Here is a 24,581-nt window from a genome sequence, read left to right on the forward strand (position 1 = left end):
CGACCAGGGGTTCGCGTGACCCGGGCGGCAGCCGCGGACGACGACGTGGCGCCCGAGGGCGTTCCCGGCTGCCTCTTCACCGTGGGCGCGGGCGGGCCGACCGCGGCGCCGCACCACCACCACGCGTTCGACCTCAACGAGCGCGCGATCGGGCTCATCGCGGAGATCTTCACCCGCGCCGCGCTCTCCGCGCTCAGGCCGGCGTGACGCGTCCGGCGACACGCGCGCGCTCCTCGCGGCATGCTGCCGCCCGCGATGACGAGAACGCTGCGGACCCTCCTCACGTCCAACCGCTTCACGCTGCTCCTGCTCGCCTCGATCGCCGCCGGCGCAGGCCTCGGCCTCGCGCTCGGCGAGCGGGCGGCGGTGCTCAAGCCGCTGGGCGATCTCTTCCTCAACCTGCTGTTCACCCTCGTGGTGCCGCTGATCTTCTTCTCCATCTCGTCCGCGGTGGCGGGCATGAGCAGCCTGCGGCGCCTCGGGCGCATCGTGACCGCGATGCTGGGCGTCTTCGTCACCACCGGCCTCGTCGCATCGACGCTGATGCTCACGGCGGTCGAGCTCTACCCGCCCGCGGAGGGGCTGCAGGTGACGCTCCCCGGGCGTCCGGAGGTCGCGCCGGTCAGCCTGGGCGACCAGCTGGTGGGCGCGATCAGCGTGCCGGACTTCGGCGATCTGCTCTCGCGCAGGAACGTGCTGCCGCTGATCGTGATGGCCTTCCTTGTCGGCCTCGGGACCACGGCGGCCGGCGAGCGCGGCCAGCCGGTCGCGCGGCTGCTCGCCTCGGCGAACGAGGTGATGCTCAAGCTCGTCGATTTCGTGATGTATTACGCGCCGATCGGCCTCGGCGCCTACTTCGCGCACCTCGTCGGCGCCTTCGGCCCGACCCTGCTGCAGTCGTACGTCCGCGCGATCGGGCTCTTCTATCCGCTCGCCGTCGCGTACTTCTTCCTCGCCTTCACGCTCTACGCGTGGCTCGCCGGCCGGGGGCGCGCGGTGAGGGCGTTCTGGAAGAACATCCCGGCGCCGGCGCTCACCGCGCTCGCGACCTCGAGCAGCATGGCGGCGATCCCCTTGAACCTCGAGGCGGCGCGGCGCTCGCGGGTGCCTGACGATATCGCGGAGGTGGTCATTCCGATCGGCGCGACCGTCCACATGGAGGGTTCGTGCCTCTCGGCGGTGCTCAAGACGGCGCTGCTGTTCGGCGTCTTCGGCCGCGAGCTCGGCGGGGCGGACACTTACCTCGCCGTGGTGGGGGTCGCGATCCTGAGCGGCACCGTGATGAGCGGCATCCCCGGCGGGGGCTTCATCGGAGAGCTGGTGATCGTCTCGCTCTTTGGATTCCCGATGGAGGCGCTGCCCATCATCTCCACCGTCGGGGCGCTCGTGGATCCGCCGGCGACGCTGGTCAACGCCGCCGGCGACAACGTGAGCAGCATGCTGGTGGCCCGCATCCTCGACGGCCCGGGCTGGAGCGAGCCGCCGCCGGGGGCCGGCGCCTGAATGGCCGATCCCGAACCGGCGGCGGGCGAGCTGAGCAAGATCCGCGGGCTTGGGGGGGCGAACCGTGCGTCAGCGCGGCTCGCCCCCTGCCCACAGCCGAGGCTCAACGCCCAGGGCTCACCTCATCGACACGCTCACGTCAGCGCTCCCACTGCTCTGGTACCCTTCCACGACCATCGAGACCTCATACAGGTTCCCCATGGTCATCCCCAGGCGCTGCCATGCATCGAAGTGGTTGGCGACAGAGATGGTTCCACTCGTGCGCTTCGCGGTGCGGACGCTCCAGAACTGATAGAAGGTCTTGGTGCCTTCGATGGAAGGCTGGTTGACTCGCTGGGTCCGATAGATGTCATAGGTACCGCCATCACTGGTGACGGTGCCCATGCGCCCCTCCCCGCCCGGCGGACGCCAGCTGCCCCAGCTATCAATGATGTAGTACTCCACGAGCGGGCTCTTCGTCCACCCATAGACGCCCAGGTAGGAGTTGCCGTTCGGCCGGTAGTCGGCCTCGTAGGTCACGATTTGATTCTTTGACCCAGGCCTCAGACCCTTACGACCCAACAGATTATTGATGTTGTTCCAGTCGACGCTGAAGCCATCCGCTGTGTTGATCTGGCATCCGCTCCCTGAGTCCTTCCAGTACTCGAAGGTGAAGCCGCAGTGGGTGCCGGTCAGATTGCTGCAGACCGACTGGTCGGGTGCCGTGCACGTGCTGCCGCCGGAGCCGCCGGAGCCGCCGGAGCCGCCGGAGCCGCCCGCCCCGCCCGAGCCGCCGCCCGCCCCGCCCGAGCCGCCTGTCCCCGAGCTGCTGCTCGACGACGCGCTCGAGCTGCTGCTCGACGCGCTCGAGCTGCTGCTCGACGACGCGGAGGTGCTCGAGCTGCTGCTCGACGACGCGGAGGTGCTAGAGCCTCCGCTGCCGGTGACCGATGCGACAGACGGCTTGCCGGAGCCGGTCGCGCAGAATCCGAACGTCGTCGAGCCACGCGGCTGCAGAGCGCCGTTCCAGCTCAGGTTCGAGGCCGTGAGCTGCCCGTTCGACGAGCCAAAGGTCGCGTTCCACTGGTTGTTCACCGTCGAGCCGTTGAGCGCGATGCCCACGCGCCAGCTGGTCGTGTTCTGCTGGCTGATGTTCGTGATCGTCACGTTCGCGCAGTAGCCATCCTGCCACTGCGACTGAAGTGCGACATCCGCGGACAGCGTGCCGTCCGGGCTGTTCAACGCGGAGTCCAGAAGATCGATGTCCTCGTCCACGATGCTGTCAACGCTGCACGCCAGCAGGCTGCATGCGATCGAAGCGGAGAGGTAGCCAAGTAAGGAAAAGATGCGCATTTAAGGTTTCTCCATGTTCGGACCGGTTGAATCGCGGGCTTCTGCTCGAGATGGAGTTGTGAACCATCGAGACGCCTGCGAGCCCTCCGATCTTCTATCGGTTAAAATTCAAAATTTCCGACCAGCGTGCTCGTGATCCCGGTCATCCCGGTGATCACGGATGCCCACGCGGGCCTGCGCCGACCACATGCCTGGCAATCACGATGTTTGTCGGACAGATGCTCACATGCGAACACCCCGTGTGATGGGGCCGAGCATCAACTCAGAAAAAGCAAGAACAACTCGGACGTGCAGCCGTAAGAAGCAAGTGACCCCGGCAATAGCCGCACTCGGAGTCGGCCCTTGAGCGATCGTGCCACCGGCTGCGGTACCGGCCGAAGCGGCCCTGACCACCAAGGTAGATTGGAGCATTCTCACAAACAGGAGGAGAATGTCAAGACTCTTTTCTTAGTCGTGGCCGTTTGCGTTTGCCGTGGTTTGCCGTGGTTTGTCACGCAGCGTCCGTTCTGCGGCTTCTGCGGCTTCTGCGGTTTCTGCGGTTTCTGCGGTTTCTGCGGTTTCTACGTACAGTAACGTTGCGCGCGTGGGTTCGATCATAGAACTCAGATCCGTCAGATTCGTTCACCCTCGTGGAAAAGTGACGATGTATCGATAATCGACCCCTGCATCGACGGGGCCTATCCAGTGCCGCGGCCCAGGAGCGCTCATCCCGTGCGACTCGGTGTCCACTGTGGTTCATTCTCGATCTTCGAGCGGATCGGCGCTCTGGCTGGAGCGACAAACGGGCTGAAACCGCCGGGAGAGAGCAGCATTTCGAACCGCCAAGGCGCCAAGGTGCCAAGGAATAGAACCCTATCCTGGCGCTCTTGGCGCCTTGGCGGTTCGACTCTCGCTCGATCAACGTGTCGGTGGTCTGACTACCAGCCGGCGTCGTCGTCGTCGCCGTCGTCCAGCACGCCGCCGATCAGGCCGGCTGCGCCCCCGACGGCCGCGCCGCCGCCGCCTGCCAGGAGACCCCCGATGAGCGCGCCCTTGGCAGCACCGCCGACGGGATCCCCCTCCGAGGACTCCGTCGCCTTCCTCTCGGCGATCGGGGCCGGCGCCTCCTGCGGGGTCGTCGTCTTCGCTGGCAGGTTCTTCTTCTGCTTCTTCATGGTGAGCTCGACTGCAACACCCGCGCCAGCAGCGGCGGGCGCTCACCGGACGGGCGCAAGCCGGCTCAGCCGGGTCGGTTGCGCATGAAGTCCGCCACCTCGCCGAAGCGCCGGTCGAGGAAAGCGTGGAGCTCCGCGGGCACGCCGAGCTCGGCCATGGCCGCGCGCATGCAGCGCATCCAGGCGTCGCGCATTGCCACATCGACAGGTACGCGGGCGTGGCGCATCCGCAGCCGCGGGTGGCCGTGCGCCGCGATGTAGTCCTGCGGGCCGCCCAGCCAGCCGATCAGGAAGAGCGCGAAGCGGTCGCGGCTCTCCCGCGAGACCTGCCCGCGCTCGTCGCACACATGGAGGCGCGCGAGCGCCGGCTCGTCGCGGGCCATCAGGTCGTAGAAGCGCTCGACAAGCCGGCGCACCGCCGGCTCGCCGCCCAGCAGGTCGAAAGGGGTCTCGGACGGGTCGGACATCGGCACGCCGTCTAGCGATCTGCCGCGGCCTCGTCAACGTGGGCCGGGCCGCCCGCTCGGCGCCGCGCTCGACGCGCTGGCAGCGCGCGGATCGCCCGCTCGGCGCCGCGCTCGGCGCGCTGGCAGCGCGCCGGCGCCGGACGACGCGCGGGGGCCACTTTATGAAATGGTGGGCAGCGACATCGGCCGCCCGAGCATCGGACCGACCACATCGTCGAGCTCTGCCGGCGCACGCGCTGAACGAGCTCGACAGCCGCGATCGTCGCGATGCTCTCGTGGTGTGGCGCCTTCCGCCCGAAGCCGCCGCGGGGAGGCGGCCGCCACCGGAGGGGTTGCGATGAACCGGGAGATCCTCGCTCCAGGGATGGTGTTCCAGGGCCGCTACGAGCTCCTCTCCTTGCTCCGGGAGAGCAGCCTCGGCGCCGTCTACGCAGGGCGACAGATCGACAGCGGGCAGCCGATCGCCCTCACGCTGATGCCCCTCGCCCCGGACGGAGACCCCGCGGATCCAGCGCGCGGCGACCGCGCGCGCGCCCTGCGAGCGATGCGTGGCTGCGCGCGACTCCAGCACCCCAACATCGTCCGGCTCATCGACTGGGGGCAGACGGACGCAGGGCAGCTTTATACGATCTGCGAGCTCGTGCCCGGGCAGAGCCTGGCCGAGCTGCTGGCGGAGCACGGCGCGCTCGATTTGCACGAAGCGCGGCACCTGATGCGGCAGGTCCTCGGCGCGCTGGCCTGCGCGCACCGGCAGGGCATCGTTCACGGGGCGCTCAGGCCGAGCCACGTGATGATCGTGCCCTCGGCGGGGCGGCGCGACGCGCGGGTGCTCGATTTCGGCCTCGCCGCCGTGGCCGCGAGCCTGCGGAGCGGCCGGGGCGGAGCGCCCCCTGCGGGCACCGAGCCCCTGGGCTCGCTGGCCTATGCAGCCCCCGAGCAGCGCCAGGGGCGCTCGCCGACGGCGCGCTCGGATCTGTACGCCTGGGGGCTCATGTTTCTCGAGTGCCTCGCCGGCAGGCGCGTGGACCGGGCCAGCCCTCCGGACAGGGAGGGTCTCGAGCAGGAGAGCCGCAGGCCGGTCCGGATCCCTCCCGCCCTCCTCGGGCACCCGGTCGGCGCGATCTTGCGGCGAGCGACGACCGAGAAGGCCGGCGAGCGGGCCGTCACGGCCGAGGGCCTCCTGCGCGAGCTCGACGCCTGCGAGCCGGGCGGGCTCCGCCGGGCAGGCGCCGTCGAGCTCGGCGCGCCCCTCGGCGCGGAGACGGCGGAGAGCGGGGGCGCGGGGGCTCCGGCGCGGCGGCAGCCCGAGCCGCCCGCGTCGGGCGCGCTCCCCGAGGAGGTGGAGACGCCGGAGATGGAAGGGGTCGCGCCTCCCACGGAGGAGGCGCCGACGACGCCGGCCGACGCCCTCGGGGGCTTCGTGCCCCCGGACGTCGGCGACACCATCAAGCACTACGAGATCATCCGCAAGCTGGGCCAGGGCGGCATGGGGGTCGTGCTCCTGGCCCGCGACACGCGGCTCGGCCGCCTTGTCGCCATCAAGCTCCTCCGCGAGCACAGCAGGCAAGGAATCGGGCGCTTCCTGGCCGAGGCGCGGGCCACGGCGCGCTGCAGGCACGAGAACATCGTGGTCATCCACGAGGTGGACGAGATCCACGGACATCCCTATCTCGTGCTCGAGTACGTCAAGGGTCGCACGCTGCGCGAGTGGATGGCGCATCGCGAGCACCCCAGCGCGCCCGGCTCGCCCGTCGCGCACACGCCGCCCGGCCCCCTGTCGCCCAGCCTGGCCGTCGAGCTCATGATCCCGGTGGTCCGCGCGCTGATCTGCGCGCATGAGCTCGGGATCGTGCACCGCGATCTCAAGCCGGAGAACATCCTCCTGGAGGACACCGGGGCCATCAAGGTGCTCGATTTCGGCATCGCCAAGCAGATCGAGGCCGAGAAGATCTCGATGTTCACGGGGGTGCGGAGGGCGCTCGCGGGAGGGGCTCGGCCGAACGGGCAAAGCACGGTCCTCGGCACGCCCCGGTACATGTCGCCCGAGCAGCTGCGGGGCGGGGACATCGATGCTCGCTCCGACCTCTGGGCGGCGGGCATCATCCTCCACGAGCTGGTCACGGGGGCGCACCCGCTCGACCCGTTCTCGGCCGCGCGGCTCGTGGAGATCGTGAACCTCGATCTCCCCATGCCGCTCGCCAGCGAGCGGCGCCCGGACGTGGGCGCGCTCGGTGCCCTCATCGACCGTTGCCTGAAGAAGCGCCCGGACGAGCGCATCGGCTCGGCCAGGGAGCTCCTCGCCGAGCTCGAGGCCCTCCTGCCCGGTCGAACGGCGCTCGATCTGGGCGAGGACGAGAACCCGTTCGCCGGCCTCGCCGCGTTCCAGGAGGCCGACGCCCCGCGCTTCTTCGGCCGCGAGCGCGAGGTCGCCGCCCTCGTGACGCGGCTGCGCAACCAGCAGCTCGTCGCCGTCGCGGGGCCCTCGGGGGCGGGCAAGTCGTCGTTCGTCCGCGCGGGGGTGATCCCGGCGTTGAAGCGCTCGGGGGACCGCTGGGAAGCGTTCATCCTGCGCCCGGGGCACCGCCCGCTGTCCGCGCTCGTCGACGTGCTCGCGCAGGTCGCCGAGGCGGAGTCCGCCGGCGCGACGAGCTCGCCCGAGCCCCCCGATCACGACGCGCTCGTCGCCACGCTGCAGGCCCAGCCGGGCCGCCTGGGTGCCCGGCTGCGCGCGCGCTGTCGCCGGGAGGGGAGGAGGCACCGCATCCTGCTCTTCGTCGATCAGTTCGAGGAGCTCTACACGCTCGGCGTCGCCGCCGAGGCGCGGGCGGCGTTCGTCGCTTGCCTCGCGGGCGCGGCCGACGACGCCTCGTCGCCGCTGCGCGTCCTGCTCGCCATCCGCTCGGACTTCCTCGATCGCATCGCCGACGACCACCACTTCATGACCGAGGTGACCCGCGGGCTCCTGTTCCTGCCGCCCATGGGGCGCGACGGCCTGCGCGAGGCGTTGACGCGGCCCACCGAGGCGACCGGTCACCGGTTCGAGACCGCGGAGATGGTCGAGCACATGCTGGGCACGCTCGAGAGCACCCGGAGCCCCTTGCCGCTCCTGCAATTCACCGCCGCGAAGCTGTGGGAGGCGCGGGATCGCGAGCGCCGGATCCTGACGCGGGACAGCTACGAGCGGCTCGGCGGCGTGGCCGGCGCCCTGTCCGCCCACGCGGACGCGGTGCTCTCGGCGCTGCCGCTCGCCGAGCAGCAGCTGGCCCGGGCGGTGCTCCTGCGCCTCGTGACGCCCGAGCGCACGCGCGCCGTCGTGCGCATGGAGGAGCTCCGCGAGCTCTCGCGGGACGGCCAGGGGGACGCCGCCCAGGCGATCGCGCAGGTGGTCCAGCACCTCGCCGGCGCGCGGCTCCTGCTCATCGAGACCGGCGGCGAGCGCGAGGGCACGACCGTGGAGCTCGTGCACGACGCCTTGATCGACCGGTGGGCGAGGCTCGGGCAGTGGCTCGCCGAGAGCGAGCAAGACGCGGAGTTCCTGGCCCGGCTCCGCGCCGCGGCCCAGCAGTGGGAGGCGAGCGGGCAGGCCGAGGGGCTGCTCTGGCGCGATCGTGCGGCGGAGGACGCCCGGGCCTGGTACGCGCGCCGCCGCGCCGAGCAGGGGGCCGAGTGGCGCGCCGGGCTCGGCGGCCGCGAGGAGCGCTACCTCCTGGCCGTCGTGGCCCACTGCGAGCGGGCCCGCCGCCTGCGCCGGCGGCTCACCACGGGCGTGATCGCCGCGCTCACGGCGTTCGCGGTCACCGTGTCGTACCTGGCGGTCCGCGCCGACCAGCAGGCCACGCGCGCGGATCGGGAGGCCTTGCGCGCGCGCAACGCCACCCGCGTGGCCGCGGCGCGCGAGCTGCAGGCCGACCCCACGAGCGTGCTCGCGATCCTGCGCGAGGTCGAGCCGCCCGACGCGCCGCGGGGGTGGGCGGTCCTCGCGCGCTGGGCGCTGTACAGCAGGATCTCGCGCGCGGTGCTCATCCACCCGGACGGGGTGCTGGACGCGGACTATAGCCCTGACGGCAAGCGCATCGTCACCGCGTCCTGGGACAAGACCGCGCGGGTGTGGAACGCCGACGGCACGGGCGAGCCCATCGTCCTCCGCGGCCACACGGATGTGGTCTATTCGGCGGCGTTCAGCCCCGACGGCGCGCGCGTCGTCACCGCGTCGGCCGACAGGACCGCGCGGGTGTGGAACGCCGATGGCACGGGCGAGCCTCTCGTCCTCCGCGGTCACGAGGACTGGGGCCAGTCGGCGGCGTTCAGCCCCGATGGCAAGCGCATCGTCACGGCGTCGGCCGACAGGACCGCGCGGGTGTGGAGCGCCGACGGCGCGGGTGAGCCCATCGTCCTCCGCGGCCACACGGATCAGATCTACGCGGCGGCGTTCAGCCCCGATGGCGAGCGCATCGTCACCGGATCGCAGGACCGGACCGCGCGGGTGTGGAGCGCCGACGGCAAGGGCGAGCCCCTCGTCCTCCGCGGCCACACGGATCGGGTCTATTCGGTGGCGTTCAGCCCCGATGGCGAGCGCATCGTCACCGTGTCCTGGGACAGGACCGTGCGGGTGTGGAACGCCGACGGCACGGGCGAGCCCCTCGTCCTCCGCGGCCACACGGATCGAGTCTACGGGGTGGCGTTCAGCCCCGACAGCAAGCGCATCGCCACCGGGTCGCAGGACGAGACGGTGCGGGTGTGGAACGCCGACGGCACGGGTGAGCCGTTCGTCCTTCGCGGTCACGACGATCAGGTCTATTCCGTGGCGTTCAGCCCCGACGGCCACCGCCTCGTCAGCGCGTCTCACGACAGGAGCGCGCGCGTGTGGGACGCCGACGGCACGGGCGAGCCCATCGCCCTCCGCGGCCACACGGATCGAATCTACGGGGTGGCGTTCAGCCCCGATGGCCGGCGCGCCGCCTCCGCGTCGCTGGACAGGACCGTGCGGGTGTGGAACGCCGACGGCACGGGCGAGCCCCTCGTCCTTCGCGGTCACGACGACGAGGTCAACTCGGTGGCGTTCAGCCCCGATGGCCAGCGCATCGCCACCGGGTCCGCCGACAAGACCGTGCGGGTGTGGAGCGCCGACGGCACCGGCGAGCCCCTCGTCCTCCGCGGTCACGAGGATCAGGTCTACTCGGCGGTGTTCAGCCCCGATGGCCGGCGCATCGCCACCGCGTCATGGGACAGGACCGTGCGGGTATGGAACGCCGACGGCACCGGCAAACCCCTCGTCCTCCGCGGTCATGAGGACCGGATCTACTCGGTGGCGTTCAGCCCCGACGGCAAGCGCATCGTCTCCGGATCGTCGGACAACACCGCCCGGGTGTGGAGCGCCGACGGGGCGGGCGAGCCGACCGTCTTTCGTGGTCACGACGGCGGGATCAACGCGGTGGCGTTCAGCCCCGATGGCCAGCGCATCGCCACCGCGTCATGGGACAGGACCGCGCGGGTGTGGAGCGCCGACGGCAAGGGCGAGCCGCTGGTCCTCCGCGGTCACGAGCACTGGGTGCTGGGGGTGGCGTTCAGCCCCGACGGCAAGCGCATCGCCACCGGATCGCAGGACAACACCGTGCGGGTGTGGAACGCCGACGGCACGGGCGAGCCGCTGGTCCTCCGCGCCTCCGATTCGCCGATCAACGCCGTGGCGTTCAGCCCGGATGGCCAGCGCATCGTCGCCGCGGCGGACGACAGGGTGGTGCGGGTGTGGACCGATCTCGAGGAGCTCCGCGGCGTCGACGACCCGAAGCTGTGGGCCGCGACCACCTACTGCATGCCGCTCGACCGGAGGACGGAGCTCCTGCGCGTGTCCGAGGCCGCCGCCAGGGCCAGCCGGGAGGCCTGCGTGCGCCGGGTCGAGCAGGCGCGCGTGGCTGCCAAGGGGCCCTGAACCGCGGGTCAGAAATCCTGCCAGGATTCCTGAGACGATGCGGCGGGGTTGGAGTGCTTCGACATCGCAAAGACCTCCTCGTCCGGGCGTCCGGGGTACAGAGTCTCCGGTCAGGAGACGGCGGCGCGGCAGAGCTCGTCAGGCGGCCCGCAGGTTTGCGACGGATCGAGACCAACCCGGCCGCCTGAAAAGGAGGTGCCACGGAGGTCACGACCATCGCCGGCGCTCGTTACGAGGCCGCGGAAAGGTCGCGACCCATCGCGAAGGATCTTTTCGGCCAGGGAATCAGGTCACGATCGAAAGAAATGAATTTTTTCATACAAACGGCGTGGTCCCGACCAGGCCATCGGCTCAAGAGGAGCCTCCACGATGGGTCGAGACCGCGCGGGGGCATCCAAACGAGCGCCGATCGCCTTGTTCTGAAGCCTATGCAGAGCACCGCCCCCTCGCGCGGTCACGCCCGGGACTGGAGTCGTCACCCGTCGCGGTGCTTTTTGCGGTCCGCAGAGAGAATTTTCGTCGCTCGTGCGCAATGCATCGCTGAAACATCGCGCGGGACGCGCGGCGCTTCTGCGCGCCCGGCCGCACCCGTCACGGTGGTATGAAGAGCAACGCCGCGCTGGATTGGGCCAGCGCGGCGTTGTGGTCCCCCTCGTAGCCCCGAGGTGAACCGTGCATGCGTCTAATCCACTGGTCCATCTGCGGCAAGCGGCGGCCCTGGCTACCGTCCTTGCCTCCACGTTCCCCCTCCAAGCCGAGGAGCCTTCCCCACGCTCCCGAGAGGTCCAGGAGCTCATCGACGAGGCCGAGAAGGCCACCAAGCGCCTCGATCTCCCGCGCGCCCGCGAGTACTGGGCGCGGATCAACGTCCTCGATCCCTCTCCGATGGCCGTGTGTCAGCTCGGACAGTTCGACTTGCGCCTCGACCGCCTCGAGGAGGCCATGGCCGAGCTCTCCCAGTGCGTCGAGCAGATGCCCGCGCCGACCAACGACCTCGAGCGCCGCCGCTACGAGCAGAGGCACGCCGATCTCGCGGCGGTTCGGCAGCGCGTGGCAACGCTCCACGTCAGCCCCCCCTCGGACACGGCGCGGCTGCTCGTGGACGGTCGCGAGGTGAGCGTGGGCGCCCCGGTCTTCGTCACGCCTGGACAGCACGAGGTCACGGCGACGGGGAAGCAGGGACAGGTAGCCCATGCGCTCGTGAAGGTGGCGGCAGGCGATTCGCGGCGCGTCTCGCTCGCCTTCGAGGCCCCGAAGGCTTCCGCCTCAAGAGCCCCTGTACCGGCTGCGGTCGCGCCGGCGCGCTCCAAGCCGAACCCCTGGATCATCGGCTCCGGCGCAGCCGCCTCGGCGGCCCTGCTCGGCGCGGGCGTCGGGCTTCACGTCGCCGGCGACGCCGCGGAGAGTGAAGCGGCCGCCAAGGTGGCTCGCATGACCGACGGCTCGATGCGCCCGAGTAGCGCGCAGTTCCGCCGCTTTCACGACGACGCCCACGCGGCCGACACTCGAGCGAGCCTGTTCCGTGGCTTCGGCTCGGCTGCGCTCGTCGCCGGCGCAACGCTCGGCGCCGCGACGGTCGTCTATGTCGTCTGGCCGCGAAAGGCCGAGATCCGCCCGCGAGGCGCCGGCGCGGAGGTCAAGCTTGTATGGTAGCCGTCGGCGAGATCTGGGAAGGCCACGAGCTGCTCAACGAGGAACGCGGCCTGGTCCGTCACTTCCTCGCGCGGCAGGGTGGCGACAAGGGAGACCTCGTCTGGTTGCACGTCCACGAGGGCACGGGCCTTGATGAGGGCGCGTTCGCTGAGGAGATCGCGCGCCTGCAGCGCCTCTCCGACGAGGTCCCGGAGGTCGTGCGCGTGCTCTACGGGGGGGTGCGCGGGTCCGTCGCGTGGGCGGCGACCCCCGTTCTCAGCGACGCGGTCCCGCTCCTCGACGCCGCGCGCGGGTACGATCTCGGGCCGGCCGCGCTCCAGGAGCTGATCGCCATTGGCCGCTGTCTCGAGCGCGCTCATGAGCTCTCCATGATCCATGGTGCCCTCAGTCCGGACCGGGTCTTCGTCGTGGGTGACGGCCGATATGCGATAACGCACTTCGGCTTTGTGCGGCTCTTTCAGCTCGGCTCAGACGATGCTCGTCAAGACCCGTACGGGTACCTACCGCCGGAGCTCTTCTCCGGTGGGCGCCTGGGACTTCGCGCGGATGTCTACGGCTTCGGCACCCTCATGTATGAGCTCTTGTGCAAACGCCCCCTCTCGACGTGGACCGAGCCCACGAGTTTTCCCGTCGGGATGCCTCGGAAGCTTCGGGGGATGATAACCACCTCGCTTGCGGAAATCCCCAAGCGACGGCAGCCGAGCATCCGAACGATGCTCGCTGTTCTGGCTCCCTTCGCCCGCGAGTGGGAAGACCTCGGCGAGCCGCCGGCCGCTCCCAACGTGGACATCTTCGCCGAGCCATCCGGCGCTCGGTGCAAGCCGGACGAGGGAGCGCCGATCTCCGTGGAGGACGAGGCGGAACCGCTCGGCTCGGGTGAACAGGTGGGACGAGCCAGCGTGCTCCCCACGCCGCGCCCCTCCGAAGCGCCCGACACGGCCAGGAGCGCGCCGCCTCGGGACGCGCAGGACCACGCCCCCCACGCGCCGCCGCTCGCCGCGCCGCGCCCTCCCGACACGCCCGACACGCTCAAGAGCGCGGTGCCGCCGCGGGACGCGCGGGACCACATCACCCGCGCGCCCACGGTTGTACCGCCGGCGCCTCCGGCGCCCGTGCTACCGGATCTCGATCCGCGGCTGCCCGTCCCGCCGACGCCCTCGACCCCTCCCCCTTCTCCGCTGCTGTCGGTAGCGCCGGCGCCTTCGCCCCCTCTGCGTTCAAACGGCACCCCAGGGCGACGCTCCCCCACGCGCCGGCTCAGCGCCGTGCTCGCGCTCGCCTTCTTGCTCGGGAGCGCGGGAGCGCTCCTCCTCCGGAGGGAGCAGTCCCCCCCCAGAGCTGCGCCGCGCCTGGCGCGGGTCGTCCAGCGTGCAGCCCTCCGAGCCACCCTACCGCCTCCCCCGCGGCCGTCCGATGCACCGCAAGCGCCGCCGCCCGTCGCACATCGCTCCGTCACGAACCGCCAGGCCGCCTTCCCGCGGCAAGCCATGAAGACGCCGTCGAAGGACGGCGATGATGGCGATGTTTGTTACAAGCTCGTCGTTTGCGGGCCGCACAAGTACTGAGCCAGGGGGAGTGGTTCACGATGCGATCAACACCTTATTTTGCTCTCGGTACGGCTGCGCTGCTCGGCTGCGGTGAAGGCCTCGAGATTCCCGTACCCCGGACCGAGGATCACACGGTATTCCTTTGGTCTGGATCCGATCCGAATCCTCCACCATGTCCCCTGGGCCGGCTGGACTACTGGGATGGATGGGCCGATGTGTCTGCGAGCCCTCAGAAAGAGTGCGGGACGTGCAGTTGTGGACCTGCCCCCTGCGTGCTGCCGTCCGAGTTCACGGCCCACGAGTCGAACCTATGCGCAGACGATGGGATCCCGGTCACGCTCGACACCGAAAAGCATCAACGAGGGGAATGCATCGAGGCCAATCCGCGTGTCCCGGATGAGGCGCTCGCTTCGATCACCCTCGCTCCGCCAACGGTGGCCTCCCGGTGCGAGCCCCTGCAGCAGTTCGGTCCGCCGCCCCTTACCGGGATATTTGCGCGCGCTTGCCCGTGGGTGCCAAAGCATTTTGCCGACTTCGACGGATTGGCGTGCATCGCGCCCGATGAGGATGGGTCATGCCCGGCGGGCTTCTCCGTTCGCTTCGAGTTCCAGGAGCGGATCGGCGATGCTCGCACATGCACTCCATGCGCTTGCGGAGATCCGGCGGGTGGACGGTGTTTGGCGGATGTGCTGCTCTTCCGCGACACAGGCTGCTCCGATCTGATGACGTTGTACAACGGAGTCGAGACCCACGCATGCATCGAGGCACAACCAACCTGGTCGCTGGCAGCGGCACGCGTGATCCTCGCGCACGAAGAGCCTGGGGCTTGCCCGCCGACGGAGAAAACTTCCTATGTCGGCGGCACGATCGAGAGTGGCGAAACACGCGTGTTCTGCTGCACCCAGCATATCATCACGGATGAAGATTGACCGAAGCAAAGGATGAGGCATGCGATGCGAACGGCTGCGTCATACACATTGGCCACGCTGGCACTCATCGGCTGTTCCTCGCCGGTGCCCGACGACGGCCTACCGGATCCGGACCCGACCAAGCTCATTCTGCTGTTCGGCGGCCGGCAGGAAAGGGCACCGACGTGCGCTCCGAATGGCGAGCTCCTGTGGGAAGGGTGGACAGCGTGGGATGAGGATCCTGAGCCGGACGAATGCGAGCCATGTGAGTGTACGCCGGCAGCCTGCGTTCGACCGCCGGAGGTGTCCGCGCGCAGGTCGGGTTGCCCCGGTGGCAACGCCATCCTCACGCTCATCGGTGGCGACTCCTGGGACGGGGCATGTGCTGCCGGCGCCTTCTCGGTGACGAGCAGCTCCTACGATTCCGTGACGTTCGAGCCGCCGACGCTCGCCGATTGTCAACCTGTCTCGCCAGTACCCGCACCGTCGCGAAAGAAGATGAGCTTCGTCCGAGCTTGCCTTCCAGACACAAGCGAGATCACCCGCACGGATTTTCGCCGCTGTTACCCCCCGCAAGACAATGGAGAATGCTGGCGTAAACACCCGACGCGTTTCGAGTTCCCGGTCTACACGGACACGCGCACATGCACCCCGTGCTCGTGCGGCGCGCCACGCGGAGGAAAGTGTACCGCGCAAACCACGCTGTACAGGGGAGAAGACTGCTCGGGCGAGGTTGGATCTGTTGCTATTTCCAACGCGGATCATCCGATTTGCACGGAGGAGATCGATGGAGAGATTGCGGCGATGCGGTCCGCCTGGATACAGAACGAGCCTGGCACCTGCACCCCTTCGACGGCTTCCAAGATCGCGAGCGGCAAGCTGGAGCGCGGTGAAACGCGCGTGTACTGCTGCAACCACTAGAAGCACGTCGACGCGCGACCTTCTCTGGATGAAGACTGACCGAAGCAAAGGATGAGGCGCACGATGCGAACGGTTACGTTCTACGCACTGGCCACGTTGGCACTCATCGGCTGTTACTCGCCGGTCTCCGACGATGACCTACCAGAGCGGGACCCGAGCAAGCTCATTCTGTTCTTCGGCGGCTTCCAGGAAAACGCACGGAGTTGCGATCCGGATGGCAAGCTCCTGTGGGAAGGGTGGACGGACTGGGGTGAGGATCCTGGGCCGGATCAATGCGAGCCTTGTGAATGTACGCCGGCGGCCTGCGTGCGACCGTCGGAGGTGTTCGCCAATACGTCGAGTTGCCCCGGTGGCACCCCCGTCGTCACGCTCAATGGCGGCACCTCCTGGGACGGTGCGTGCAAGGCGGGCCCCTCCTCGGTGACGAGCAGCGATTATGTTTCCGTGACGTTCGAGCCGCCGGCGCTCGCTGATTGCTCACCCGTCGCGCCAGTACCCGCACCGTCGCGAAAGAATCTGAGCTTCGTCCGAGCTTGCCTTCCAGGCACAAGCGAGATCATCCCGACGCTCTTCCGCGTGTGTTACCTTCCACAAGACAATGGAGAGTGCTGGCGAGGAAGACAGGCGCGTCTCGAGTTCCCGGTCTACACGGACACTCGCACGTGTACCCCGTGCTCATGCGGCGCGCCACGCGGGGGAAAGTGCACCGTGCAAACCGCGCTGTACAGTGATGAGGACTGCGTTGACAAGGTTGGCTCTGTCGCTATTTCCAACGCGGATTATCCGATTTGTACGCCGGAGATCGACGGAGAGATTGCGGCGATGCGGTCCGTTTGGACGCAGAACGAGGCTGGCACCTGCGCCCCTTCGACGGATCCCACGATCGCGAGCGGCAAGCTGGAGCGCAGTGAAACGGCCGTGATCTGCTGCGACCCGTGGTAACGCGTCGCCGGGCGTCCTTCTTGGAGGCCGGCTCAGCCACGGCGGCCGTGGCTGGAGACGTGCCCGAGCTCGGATCGAGGCGGACGACGGCCGCGCCGAGCTCGCCGACGTCCGCCTCGACCTCCGCGCCAGTGTGCCCGAGGAGGGCGCCCGCGCCGCGCTCGCGCTTGTCGGTCCTCGTCGCCGGCATCATGCCCGAGCTCGGCCAGGTGGACAGCGGCGGCACCGAGCTCGCCGATGGGATCGCCATCGACGAGGCGCTTCGCGATCGACTCGTCGCGATGACGACCGACTTCAATCGGCTGTGGTCCGCCCCGGCGACGCCGAACCGGGAGCGGAAGCGAATGCTCGCCTACGTGGTGGAGGACGCGATGCTCTTGAAGCAATCTGCGGACGGGACCACGAAGATCCATATTCGCTTCCGAGGCGGCCAAACGACGACGCTTACGACCGTGAACCCGAAGGCTTCCTGGGAGAAAGTGAAGACGCCGGCGGAGCTTGTCGAGCTCGTCGACCGGCTGCTCGACCGCCACATCTACGACGACATCGCCGAGATCCTCAACGCGCGCGGGCTCCATCCCGGCGGGGCCGCGTGGCCCGGCCGAGGCGGGGCCCGATTCACGCCGAAGCGCGTACAGTACCTCGTGCATACCTATGACCTGCGACCGCGCTTAGACCGGCTGCGCGCCCGCGGGCTGCTCACCAAGAAGGAGCTCGCTGCTCGCCTTGGAATCCACGAGGCCACCCTGACCAGCTGGGTGAAGCACGGCATCATCAAGGCGCACGCGTACAATGGCCACGCGTGGCTCTACGAGGAGCCGGCGACTCACCCGACGAAGCACTGCAGCCGCTGGGATCGCCTCAACGGTCGGGCGGCGGCAGCCCGTGCATCACGGATGCCGGAACCAACGTCCTCGTCTGAAGTCGAAAGAGGTGTAGCGTGAAGACAGGTGGTTGTAAAGTAGACAGTACCCGCTGCGGTCCCACCAAAGGGCCTTGCAGCGGTCGGCTGCCCGGTTGAAGAAGAGAAACAGCGCTCCGGAGAGCGGGTTTTGTCGTAGCACCTCGCGCACAACGGCAGCGAGACCATCGAACGAGCGGCGCAAGTCGAGCGGCTCGGTGGCAACGTAGATCGAGACGCGGCCAGGGATCATCGCGCCCCCCGAGCGCACGAACAACGCGCGCCAGCGTCACCTCATCGAACGACGGCGGGACGCGGACGACCGCGCCGTCCGGCAAGACGATCTCCAGCGGTGCGCCCGAGGAGGGCGCCGTCGCCTCCGGGGAGGCTACCACCACCGGGAGGAATGAAGGCAGCTTCGCCGTGTCCGAGCGCTGTCGGCACTCGCTCCGCTTCATCCCCAGTCGGCGGCTCCAGGAGTAGAGCGTACCTGGGTTGACCCCCTCCCGCTCCGCGAACACGCGGGCTGAGTGCCCGCTCTTATGCCAGCGCGCCACTCGGTCGCGCCAGGTGCTTCTGCTCTCGTCCATCGATACCTCCGGCTCGGGGTTTTACGCAGCGCTCGGGCCCCAGGACAGCATGCAGGTCACCGAACGGATACACCACCACCGGGAGGAATGAAAGCAGCTTCGGCGCGTCCGAGCGCCGTCGGCACTCGCTCCGCTTCATCCCCAGTCGGCGGCTCCAGGCGTAGAGCGTGCCTGGGTTGACCCCCTCCTGCTCCGCGAAAACGCGGGCTGAGTGCCCGCTCATATGCCAGCGCGCCACTCGGTCGCGCCAGGTGCGTGTGCTCTCGTCCATCGATACCTCCGGCTCGGGGTTTTACGCAGCGCCGGCGCCCCGGTACAGCATGCGGGTCGCCGAACGGATACCCCGAGAAGGCGCACTCTCGAACATCACACGCGCTATGCGTGCTCCGAAGGAGGATGGTCCTCCCCCGCTTCCGTGGACCCCCCCGGAGGCACCAGGAGGCAGGGATGGGACGGAGAAAGAGGAGGGCGTTCACGCCCGAGTTCAAGGCGGAGGCGGTACGGCTGGCGAAGGCGGGCGACCGGAGCATTGGCCAGGTAGCGAAGGACCTCGACCTGACCGAGACGGCGCTGCGCGACTGGATCAAGCGCACGGACACCGACGCGGGCCACGGCCCGCCGGGGGCGTTGACGACGCCGGAGCGTGAGGAACTGCAGCGGCTGCGCCGCGATGTGAAGCGGCTGGAGATGGAGCGCGACATCTTAAAAAAAGCGGCGGCCTTCTTCGCGAAGGAGAGCGAGTGAGGTTTGAATTCATCGACGCGGAGAAGGCGCACTACCCGGTGCTGGTGCTGTGCGCGGTGCTGCAGGTCACGCGCAGCGGCTATTCCGCATGGGCCCGTCGCTCGGTGTCCGCGCGAGCCAAGGCCGATGCCCAGCTCAGCGCGCAGATTAGGGCTGTGCACAACAAGAGCCGGGGCAGATATGGCAGCCCGCGCATCCACGCCGAGCTGCGTGCTCGCGGCATCCGTGTCGGAAAAAAGCGGGTCGCACGGCTGATGCGCGCGGAGCGGCTCGCGGCGCGCAGCAAGCGGCGCTTCCGCCGCACCACCCACTCGCGGCACAAGGGCCCGATCGCACCGAACGTGCTCGAACGGCAGTTCGACGCCCAAGCCCCCAACCAGGTCTGGGTGACCGACGTGACGTACATCCCCACCGACGAGGGCTGGCTGTACTTGGCCGTGATGTTGGACCTGTTCTCGCGCCGCGTGGTCGGCTGGGCCGCGAGCGCGACCAACGATCGCGCCCTGGCGCTCGCCGCGCTGACGCCCGCCTTGAGAGCGCGCCGCCCGGCGCCTGGGCTGGTGCACCACTCGGACCGCGGTAGCCCCTACGCCAGCGACGATTACCGCGGGGTGCTCGGGGCGCATGGGCTCATCCCGAGCATGAGCCGCGCCGGCGACTGCTGGGACAACGCCGTGGCCGAGAGCTTCTTCGCGACGCTGAAGGCGGAGCTGGTCGAGCACGAGCGCTACCCGACGCGAGCGGCCGCCATCGCGTCGCTCGGCGACTACATCGAGAACTTCTACAACCTGAAACGACGGCATTCACGGCTCGCCTACATGAGCCCGATCGAGTTCGAATTGAAGACCTACGTGACCGCGTTCGCGGCATAATGAAACTGTCCGCGGAAGCGGGGGAGGACCAGGACCAGGCAACCGGGCCGGCTTGCGACGACCGCGATATCTGCCCCCGGACGGACACCTGTCGGGCAGGCCACTTCTCGGCAGCGCCGGCGCTGACGTACGGCCCCGCCACCGGCGAGGTCTCACCGGGTCGCGGCACCTGCATCCGGGGACCCAGGGATCGGACTGTACAAATTCGCGCGGTTTATGAGGAGCGTCGACAAACGGTCCCGGTAGCACGGGCGCAGGAGCGACAGCTCGCGTGGTCCGGTGCGGACGTCGCGGCGCAGAACGCCGAGCGGTCGCAGCTGCTGGTGACGCCGAAAGTCAGCGCGCCCGCCGCAGCCGCCTACGCCCATCGAGCCGCTGGACGCGCCGCCCTGCGGTGTCGACATCAGGTCCTTGCGCAGTTGATGCGTGCTCGCCGTCGGACATGCTCGTCATGTCACCCACCTCAGCGCGCTTCCCCGACGAGCTGCAAGTTCTATAGAGGCCGCTCCCATGAGTTACGTTCAGCTTGAAATCGTCCTGATTTTTGACCTGCGAAAAAAATTCGCAGATAGACGACCTGAACGGTTGCACCGCCTCCAGGTCGTGCTTACCTGACCATCGGCATTCAACGTAAGCACCTACGTGAGATATGTCACGATTCTCTACGTGTACGCAGGAGATGCTTTTCCATGGCCGATATCCAGAAGTACTTCATCCAGTTCGACGACACGATCAGGCTCGAACGAGACGACGAGAAGGCGAAGCTGAGCGAGAAGCGTAAGCGCGTCCTGGACCGGCTGAGCGAAGGCATCAAGCGCCAGCGGGATGAGGGGCAAGAGATCCCTCGGTACAACACTTTCAACCAGGGCAGTTACGCCATGAACACTGGGGTGAAGCCCAGGAACGGCGACTACGACATCGACGTCGGCGTGCGGTTCGAGCTCGCGATAAACGACCATTCGGATCCTGTCAAGGTGAAGGAATGGGTCTTCAACGCTGTTGACGGCCACACTAAGAAGGTCGAGATGCGTCGGTCCTGCGTGACCGTCTTCTACCAAGAAGCTGGCGAAGACGTGTACCACGTCGACCTCGCGGTCTACTCAGGTGCCGAAAAGAACCCCGACCGACAGGACTACCTCGCGAAGGGCAAGCAGAACTCGGCCACTGAGCACCGCATTTGGGAGCAGTCGGATCCCCAGGGGCTCTGCGATCGCATCGCGGAGTGTCGCCAGAGTGAACATCGGGAGCAATTTCGGCGCGTGATCCGCGCGATGAAGCGCTGGAAAGACGAGCGATTCTCAAAGGACGGCAACGCTGCACCAAAGGGGATTGCGCTCACCGCCGCGGCGTATCACTGGTTCCAGCCGTCCACGAGGACGATCGACGCGTTCGCGAACAAGACGGCCGACGACGATCTCGACGCGCTCGACCGCTTCGTTCAAACGATGATCGATAACTTTCAGCAGGTCTGGAGCGACGAGGAGCAGAGGTTGACGCCACGGCTCAAAGTTGGGCTGCCGGTCGTCCCGTACTCGGACCTCTGCGCAAAGATGACGAACCCACAGATGCGTGACTTCAAGGAGCGGCTCGGAAATCTGAAGGCGGCGCTGGAGGCCGCCAAAAAGGACGACGACGCCCACTCAGCCTGCAAGGAGCTCCAGAAACACTTCGGCGATGACTTCCCTGTGCCCGACAAAATCGAGACGGCGGAGAAGCGTGGCCGCGCCATCACTTCCTCCGGCAACTCGGCCTAGCTCGGCGTGCTCGGCGCGAACGAGGGCCGTCAGCTCCTCGAACGTCTCCTCCCGAAGGTGGAGCTACGCTCCGCGCGCGTCCTCGCCCCAGAGGATCTGCAGGCCGCCTGGGCGACGAAGCGCCACCTCGTGGCTGCGATGCAGGGCCTACTTCACGTCGAGGGGCGCGACGTCACGCTCAGAATTGGGCTTGGTCCGCGCTTTCCCCACACCTTGCCCCAGATCTTTCTTGCTCCACCGGACCAACTTGGAGACGTTCCGCATGTCGAAGCCGATGGCCGCATCTGCTACCGGGCAGACGAAGGCCTGCTGCTCGATTCGGAGCAGCCGCTCAAGATCCTTGAAGAGGCACTTGAGGCCGCGACAAGCACGCTGATCGACGGCGCATCGGGTGTGAACTGGCTCGACTTCGCGGATGAACTCGAGGCGTACTGGCTACAGATAGCGAAACATTCCCCCATCCCTTGCTACGTTACCCCCGACGATGCACTCCGCCGTATATGGCTGAGCCGGCAGGGCCGAGCATGCCTCTACGTCGCCGATTCCATCGAGCAGGTCCGGGCGTTCGAAAACGGCCGAGCGATCAAGCAGACCCAGGAATGGTGCGCGCTTTACGTGCCACTCCTACCAACAACACTTTCCGACCGGTTTACGCCGGGACAGTTCAAATCGCCAAACTGGACAAGGGAATTCGTTCTAAAGCATCTATCGAAAGAAAACCGTGCGCTTCTCGAGCACCTTGGCACCAAGGAAAAACATCGCTCTTTTATTGTGCTCAGCGTTCCTCGACCCAAAGGCGGTAAGGGACTCGTAGCTCTCGAGTACCTCGACCTTTCAGGGGGACATCCGTTCGTTGGTGGCACGTCGTCGCGACCCGTACACCACATCGCGCTTGAACGCCGGGATCGCGAGTACGTCATGGCGCGGGGCGGTGGCGCTCTCTCTTTGACAAATAAGCATGTGGTACTTGCTGGATGCGGCGCGGTCGGAGGGTATCTCGCCCATGCTCTAGCCTGGACGGGGCTCGGCCACCTTACGCTCGTCGACTTCGACTCCTATGGTGCACAGAACACTTTCCGAAGTGTTCTGGGAAAAAGCGCCGTCGGCGTAAGAAAAGTCGACGCGCTAAAGCGCGAGCTTACGACCAAGATCCCGTACCTCGCGGTGCATACCGTGCGAAACTACGTCGAATCGGCGGTTGAGAAAGGTGAACTCGATCTCGACAAGACCGACCTCATAGTCTTCGCTATTGGAGATGCAACGGCCAGTCTCCAGTTGAACAAGGTTATCCATGATAGGTCCAGCGGACCCGCCATGGTGTTCACGTGGGTGGAACCATACGGTATCGGAGGGCACGCACTTTTCACGAATTCACGCGTCACTGGAGTCCGCGGGTGCTTCCGTTGCTTACTTCCACCTCCAAAACCCGACGAGGAAAGGCAAAACCGCGCGGATTTTGCCGGACCTGGGCAGACATTCACGAAGGATCTTTCTGGATGTGCGAGCATATATACACCGTATGCTGACCTTGATGCACGGCGCACTGCTGATCTCGCTGCCCGGCTGATACTAGACTTTCTCCATGGCCGGAAGATCGGCCACCCGCTACTGTCGTGGAAGGGCGATACGTCGGCCTTTCTCGCGGCAGGGTTCAAACTTTCAGCGCGATACGAGCTGAGCGAAGACCAGCTTCGGGAGTATCGATTCACATACGTTCGAGAGGACTGTGACGTGTGCGGAGATCGTCCGTGAAGGGGTCGCTTGTCTTCGCCGCACAAAGCGGGGCGCGGTTGAAGATTAACGAGGATGTGGTCGAGCGTCTCGCGTCATATCAGCAACTCCGCGCGAAGGATCTGGAGGCAGGCGGAGTCCTTCTCGGGCGGCATCTCCGTGAATCGCCTCATAAGGTCGTAGACGAAGTAACCGAGCCCATGCAAGGAGATCGACGCTCTCGATATCACTTCACACGAGGCAAGGTCAATCACCAACGCCGCATCGACGAGGCGTGGGAGTCGAGCCGTGGCACCTGCGTCTATCTCGGGGAGTGGCATACCCACCCCGAGCCAGTGCCGAATCCATCTCCAGTCGATTTGAACGATTGGCATCGCAGGCTTCGTACAGATCAGTTCGATAGCGACACGTTGTACTTCATCATCGTTGGCACGTCCGCCATTCGCGCTTGGGAAGGGCATCGCGAGAGCCTAACAATCTCACCTCTCAAGGTGCGATAATGTCAAAAACGACCATCCCAAACAAGGTTGTCGCAGCGCTCTGGGTACGCTCCGGAGGACGATGCGAGTATCAAGGATGCAACCTCCTCCTCTATAGGGATGATATCACAAGCAAGGACTTGAACCGTTCCTATATTGCTCATATCGTGGCTGACGAGCCGAATGGGCCACGCGGAGACCCTGTACTGTCTCCTAAGCTCGCAAAAGAAGTCTCGAATCTCATGTTGCTGTGTGACACACACCACCGCCTTGTAGACAAGGTGGAGATCGCCGAGCATCCGATCAAACTTTTGCGACAATATAAACACGAGCACGAAGACCGCATCGAACTCTTGACGTCGATCGCGCCAGATCTGCGGACGCATGTTGTCCTTTTTCAGGTTAATATCGGAAAGCAGAAAGCTCAAATCTCGCTCGATGACGCTCGTCGTGCAGTGCTGCCCTCGCGGTATCCAGCCCATGATGTCGTGTATATCGACCTTACTGGGAGCAGCCTCCACGAATCGGATTCTAGCTTCTGGGACCGAAACCTCGCCGAGATGAGGCACCAGGTTGCAGCGCGGCTTCGATGGGGCAGCAATCCGGCTCACAAGGAGCACATCTCGCTCTTCGCGCTCGCGCCAATTCCACTTCTCAGCGCATTCGGACGGGCGGTTGGCGATAAGATGCCAGCGGACGTATTCCAGTTGCATCGAGATACAGGAAGCTGGGCTTGGCCGGCAGCCCCTCAGAGGCCTCTTGACTTCAAGGTCGTCGAGCATACGAAGGGCACCGCAGAGACGAAGGATGCAGCCGTGAGCATCGGTATCAGCAGCATGGTGCCTGCCGCCGCTGTCTCAGCAGCCATGACCATCGATCATGCCTTTTTCGAGATGACCATCGCGGCCCCTGCCCTTACGGCGGTCCGCTCCGCCGTGGATGTGGCACGCTTCGGGAGCGCATGGCAGGGTCTCGTCGAGCAGATCCGTCAGAGCTACGGGATAGACTGTCGCATCCATGTATTCCCGGCTGTTCCCGTTTCGATCGCCGTGCAACTTGGTCGCGTTCTACTGCCGAAACTTCACCCGCCGATCCTCATGTACGACTATGATTCTGGTCAGCGAGGATTTAAGTACACGCTAACGCTGTAAGCA

The 24,581-nt window shown here is 67.2% G+C and carries 18 protein-coding genes and 1 pseudogene; 13 read left to right on the top strand and 6 right to left on the bottom strand.

Translation table 11 applies throughout. The features are described from left to right. Positions 1-15: 15 nt before the first annotated feature. Positions 16-207 carry a hypothetical protein gene (locus WMF28_RS24710; protein WP_437595755.1) on the top strand — a complete coding sequence of 64 codons (192 nt, stop codon included), beginning with the start codon at positions 16-18 and terminating at the stop codon, positions 205-207. A gap of 48 nt (positions 208-255) precedes the next feature. Continuing rightward, positions 256-1,503 carry a dicarboxylate/amino acid:cation symporter gene (locus tag WMF28_RS24715; protein ID WP_437595756.1) on the top strand — a complete coding sequence of 416 codons (1,248 nt, stop codon included), beginning with the start codon at positions 256-258 and terminating at the stop codon, positions 1,501-1,503. Positions 1,504-1,620: 117 nt separating this feature from the next. On the opposite strand, the gene WMF28_RS24720 is transcribed toward WMF28_RS24715, so the two are convergent. The 3 genes from WMF28_RS24720 to WMF28_RS24730 all read right to left on the bottom strand — a co-directional run bounded on the left by WMF28_RS24720 (position 1,621) and on the right by WMF28_RS24730 (position 4,456). Next, a complete protein-coding gene (locus WMF28_RS24720) occupies positions 1,621-2,835 on the bottom strand; it encodes a glycoside hydrolase family 11 protein (RefSeq protein ID WP_437595757.1) in 1,215 nt (404 codons plus the stop codon). Between the two features lie 917 nt (positions 2,836-3,752). Beyond that, a complete protein-coding gene (locus WMF28_RS24725) occupies positions 3,753-3,989 on the bottom strand; it encodes a hypothetical protein (protein ID WP_437595758.1) in 237 nt (78 codons plus the stop codon). Positions 3,990-4,054: 65 nt separating this feature from the next. Next, positions 4,055-4,456, bottom strand: a complete 402-nt coding sequence (locus WMF28_RS24730) for a group II truncated hemoglobin (protein WP_437595759.1) — start codon at positions 4,454-4,456, stop codon at positions 4,055-4,057. 337 nt (positions 4,457-4,793) lie between these two features. Between WMF28_RS24730 and WMF28_RS24735 the strand changes: the two genes are divergently transcribed. The 6 genes from WMF28_RS24735 to WMF28_RS24760 all read left to right on the top strand — a co-directional run bounded on the left by WMF28_RS24735 (position 4,794) and on the right by WMF28_RS24760 (position 17,300). Next, positions 4,794-10,385 carry an nSTAND1 domain-containing NTPase gene (locus WMF28_RS24735; protein ID WP_437595760.1) on the top strand — a complete coding sequence of 1,864 codons (5,592 nt, stop codon included), beginning with the start codon at positions 4,794-4,796 and terminating at the stop codon, positions 10,383-10,385. A 672-nt stretch (positions 10,386-11,057) separates the two neighbouring features. Next, entirely contained in the window at positions 11,058-12,038 is a 981-nt protein-coding gene (locus WMF28_RS24740; protein ID WP_437595761.1) for a hypothetical protein, read from the top strand. After that, positions 12,032-13,603, top strand: coding sequence for a protein kinase (locus tag WMF28_RS24745; protein WP_437595762.1), 1,572 nt, complete (start codon positions 12,032-12,034; stop codon positions 13,601-13,603). Before WMF28_RS24740 ends, WMF28_RS24745 begins: the two co-directional genes overlap by 7 nt. Before the next feature lie 254 nt (positions 13,604-13,857). Then, positions 13,858-14,514 (top strand): hypothetical protein, encoded by a 657-nt coding sequence (locus WMF28_RS24750; protein ID WP_437595763.1) that lies wholly within the window; start codon positions 13,858-13,860, stop codon positions 14,512-14,514. A 1,608-nt stretch (positions 14,515-16,122) separates the two neighbouring features. After that, a complete protein-coding gene (locus WMF28_RS24755; RefSeq protein WP_437595764.1) occupies positions 16,123-16,356 on the top strand; it encodes a hypothetical protein in 234 nt (77 codons plus the stop codon). Between the two features lie 167 nt (positions 16,357-16,523). Next, positions 16,524-17,300, top strand: coding sequence for a helix-turn-helix domain-containing protein (locus WMF28_RS24760; RefSeq protein WP_437595765.1), 777 nt, complete (start codon positions 16,524-16,526; stop codon positions 17,298-17,300). Here WMF28_RS24760 and tnpB read toward each other — a convergent pair. The 3 genes and pseudogenes from tnpB to tnpA (WMF28_RS24775) form a co-directional block, all read right to left on the bottom strand. Further along, on the bottom strand, positions 17,247-17,510 hold the full coding sequence (gene tnpB, locus WMF28_RS24765; RefSeq protein WP_437595766.1) for an IS66 family insertion sequence element accessory protein TnpB: 264 nt from the start codon (positions 17,508-17,510) through the stop codon (positions 17,247-17,249). The genes WMF28_RS24760 and tnpB overlap by 54 nt on opposite strands. Positions 17,511-17,580: 70 nt before the next feature. After that, positions 17,581-17,847: pseudogene (tnpA, locus tag WMF28_RS24770) on the bottom strand (IS66 family insertion sequence element accessory protein TnpA); the annotation flags it as partial. Beyond that, positions 17,798-18,118, bottom strand: coding sequence for an IS66 family insertion sequence element accessory protein TnpA (tnpA, locus tag WMF28_RS24775; protein ID WP_437595767.1), 321 nt, complete (start codon positions 18,116-18,118; stop codon positions 17,798-17,800). The gene tnpA (WMF28_RS24775) and the pseudogene tnpA (WMF28_RS24770), both read right to left, overlap by 50 nt. Positions 18,119-18,294: 176 nt before the next feature. Between tnpA (WMF28_RS24775) and WMF28_RS24780 the strand changes: the two genes are divergently transcribed. From WMF28_RS24780 to WMF28_RS24800, 5 genes are all read left to right on the top strand, one after another. Further along, a protein-coding gene (locus WMF28_RS24780) for an IS3 family transposase (RefSeq protein ID WP_437595768.1) occupies positions 18,295-19,463 on the top strand; the annotation gives its coding sequence in 2 pieces (ribosomal slippage) (positions 18,295-18,547 and positions 18,547-19,463; 1,170 coding nt in all). 689 nt (positions 19,464-20,152) lie between these two features. Beyond that, complete coding sequence (locus WMF28_RS24785) at positions 20,153-21,217, top strand: cyclic GMP-AMP synthase DncV-like nucleotidyltransferase (protein ID WP_437595769.1); 1,065 nt, start codon at positions 20,153-20,155, stop codon at positions 21,215-21,217. A gap of 6 nt (positions 21,218-21,223) precedes the next feature. Next, positions 21,224-22,969 carry a ThiF family adenylyltransferase gene (locus WMF28_RS24790; protein WP_437595770.1) on the top strand — a complete coding sequence of 582 codons (1,746 nt, stop codon included), beginning with the start codon at positions 21,224-21,226 and terminating at the stop codon, positions 22,967-22,969. 56 nt (positions 22,970-23,025) lie between these two features. Then, a complete protein-coding gene (locus tag WMF28_RS24795; RefSeq protein ID WP_437604308.1) occupies positions 23,026-23,448 on the top strand; it encodes a Mov34/MPN/PAD-1 family protein in 423 nt (140 codons plus the stop codon). A gap of 221 nt (positions 23,449-23,669) precedes the next feature. Continuing rightward, entirely contained in the window at positions 23,670-24,578 is a 909-nt protein-coding gene (locus WMF28_RS24800; protein ID WP_437604309.1) for an SAVED domain-containing protein, read from the top strand. Positions 24,579-24,581 lie beyond the last annotated feature (3 nt).

Source organism: Sorangium sp. So ce590, from assembly GCF_051521365.1.
Taxonomy (GTDB): Bacteria; Myxococcota_A; Polyangia; order Polyangiales; family Polyangiaceae; genus Sorangium.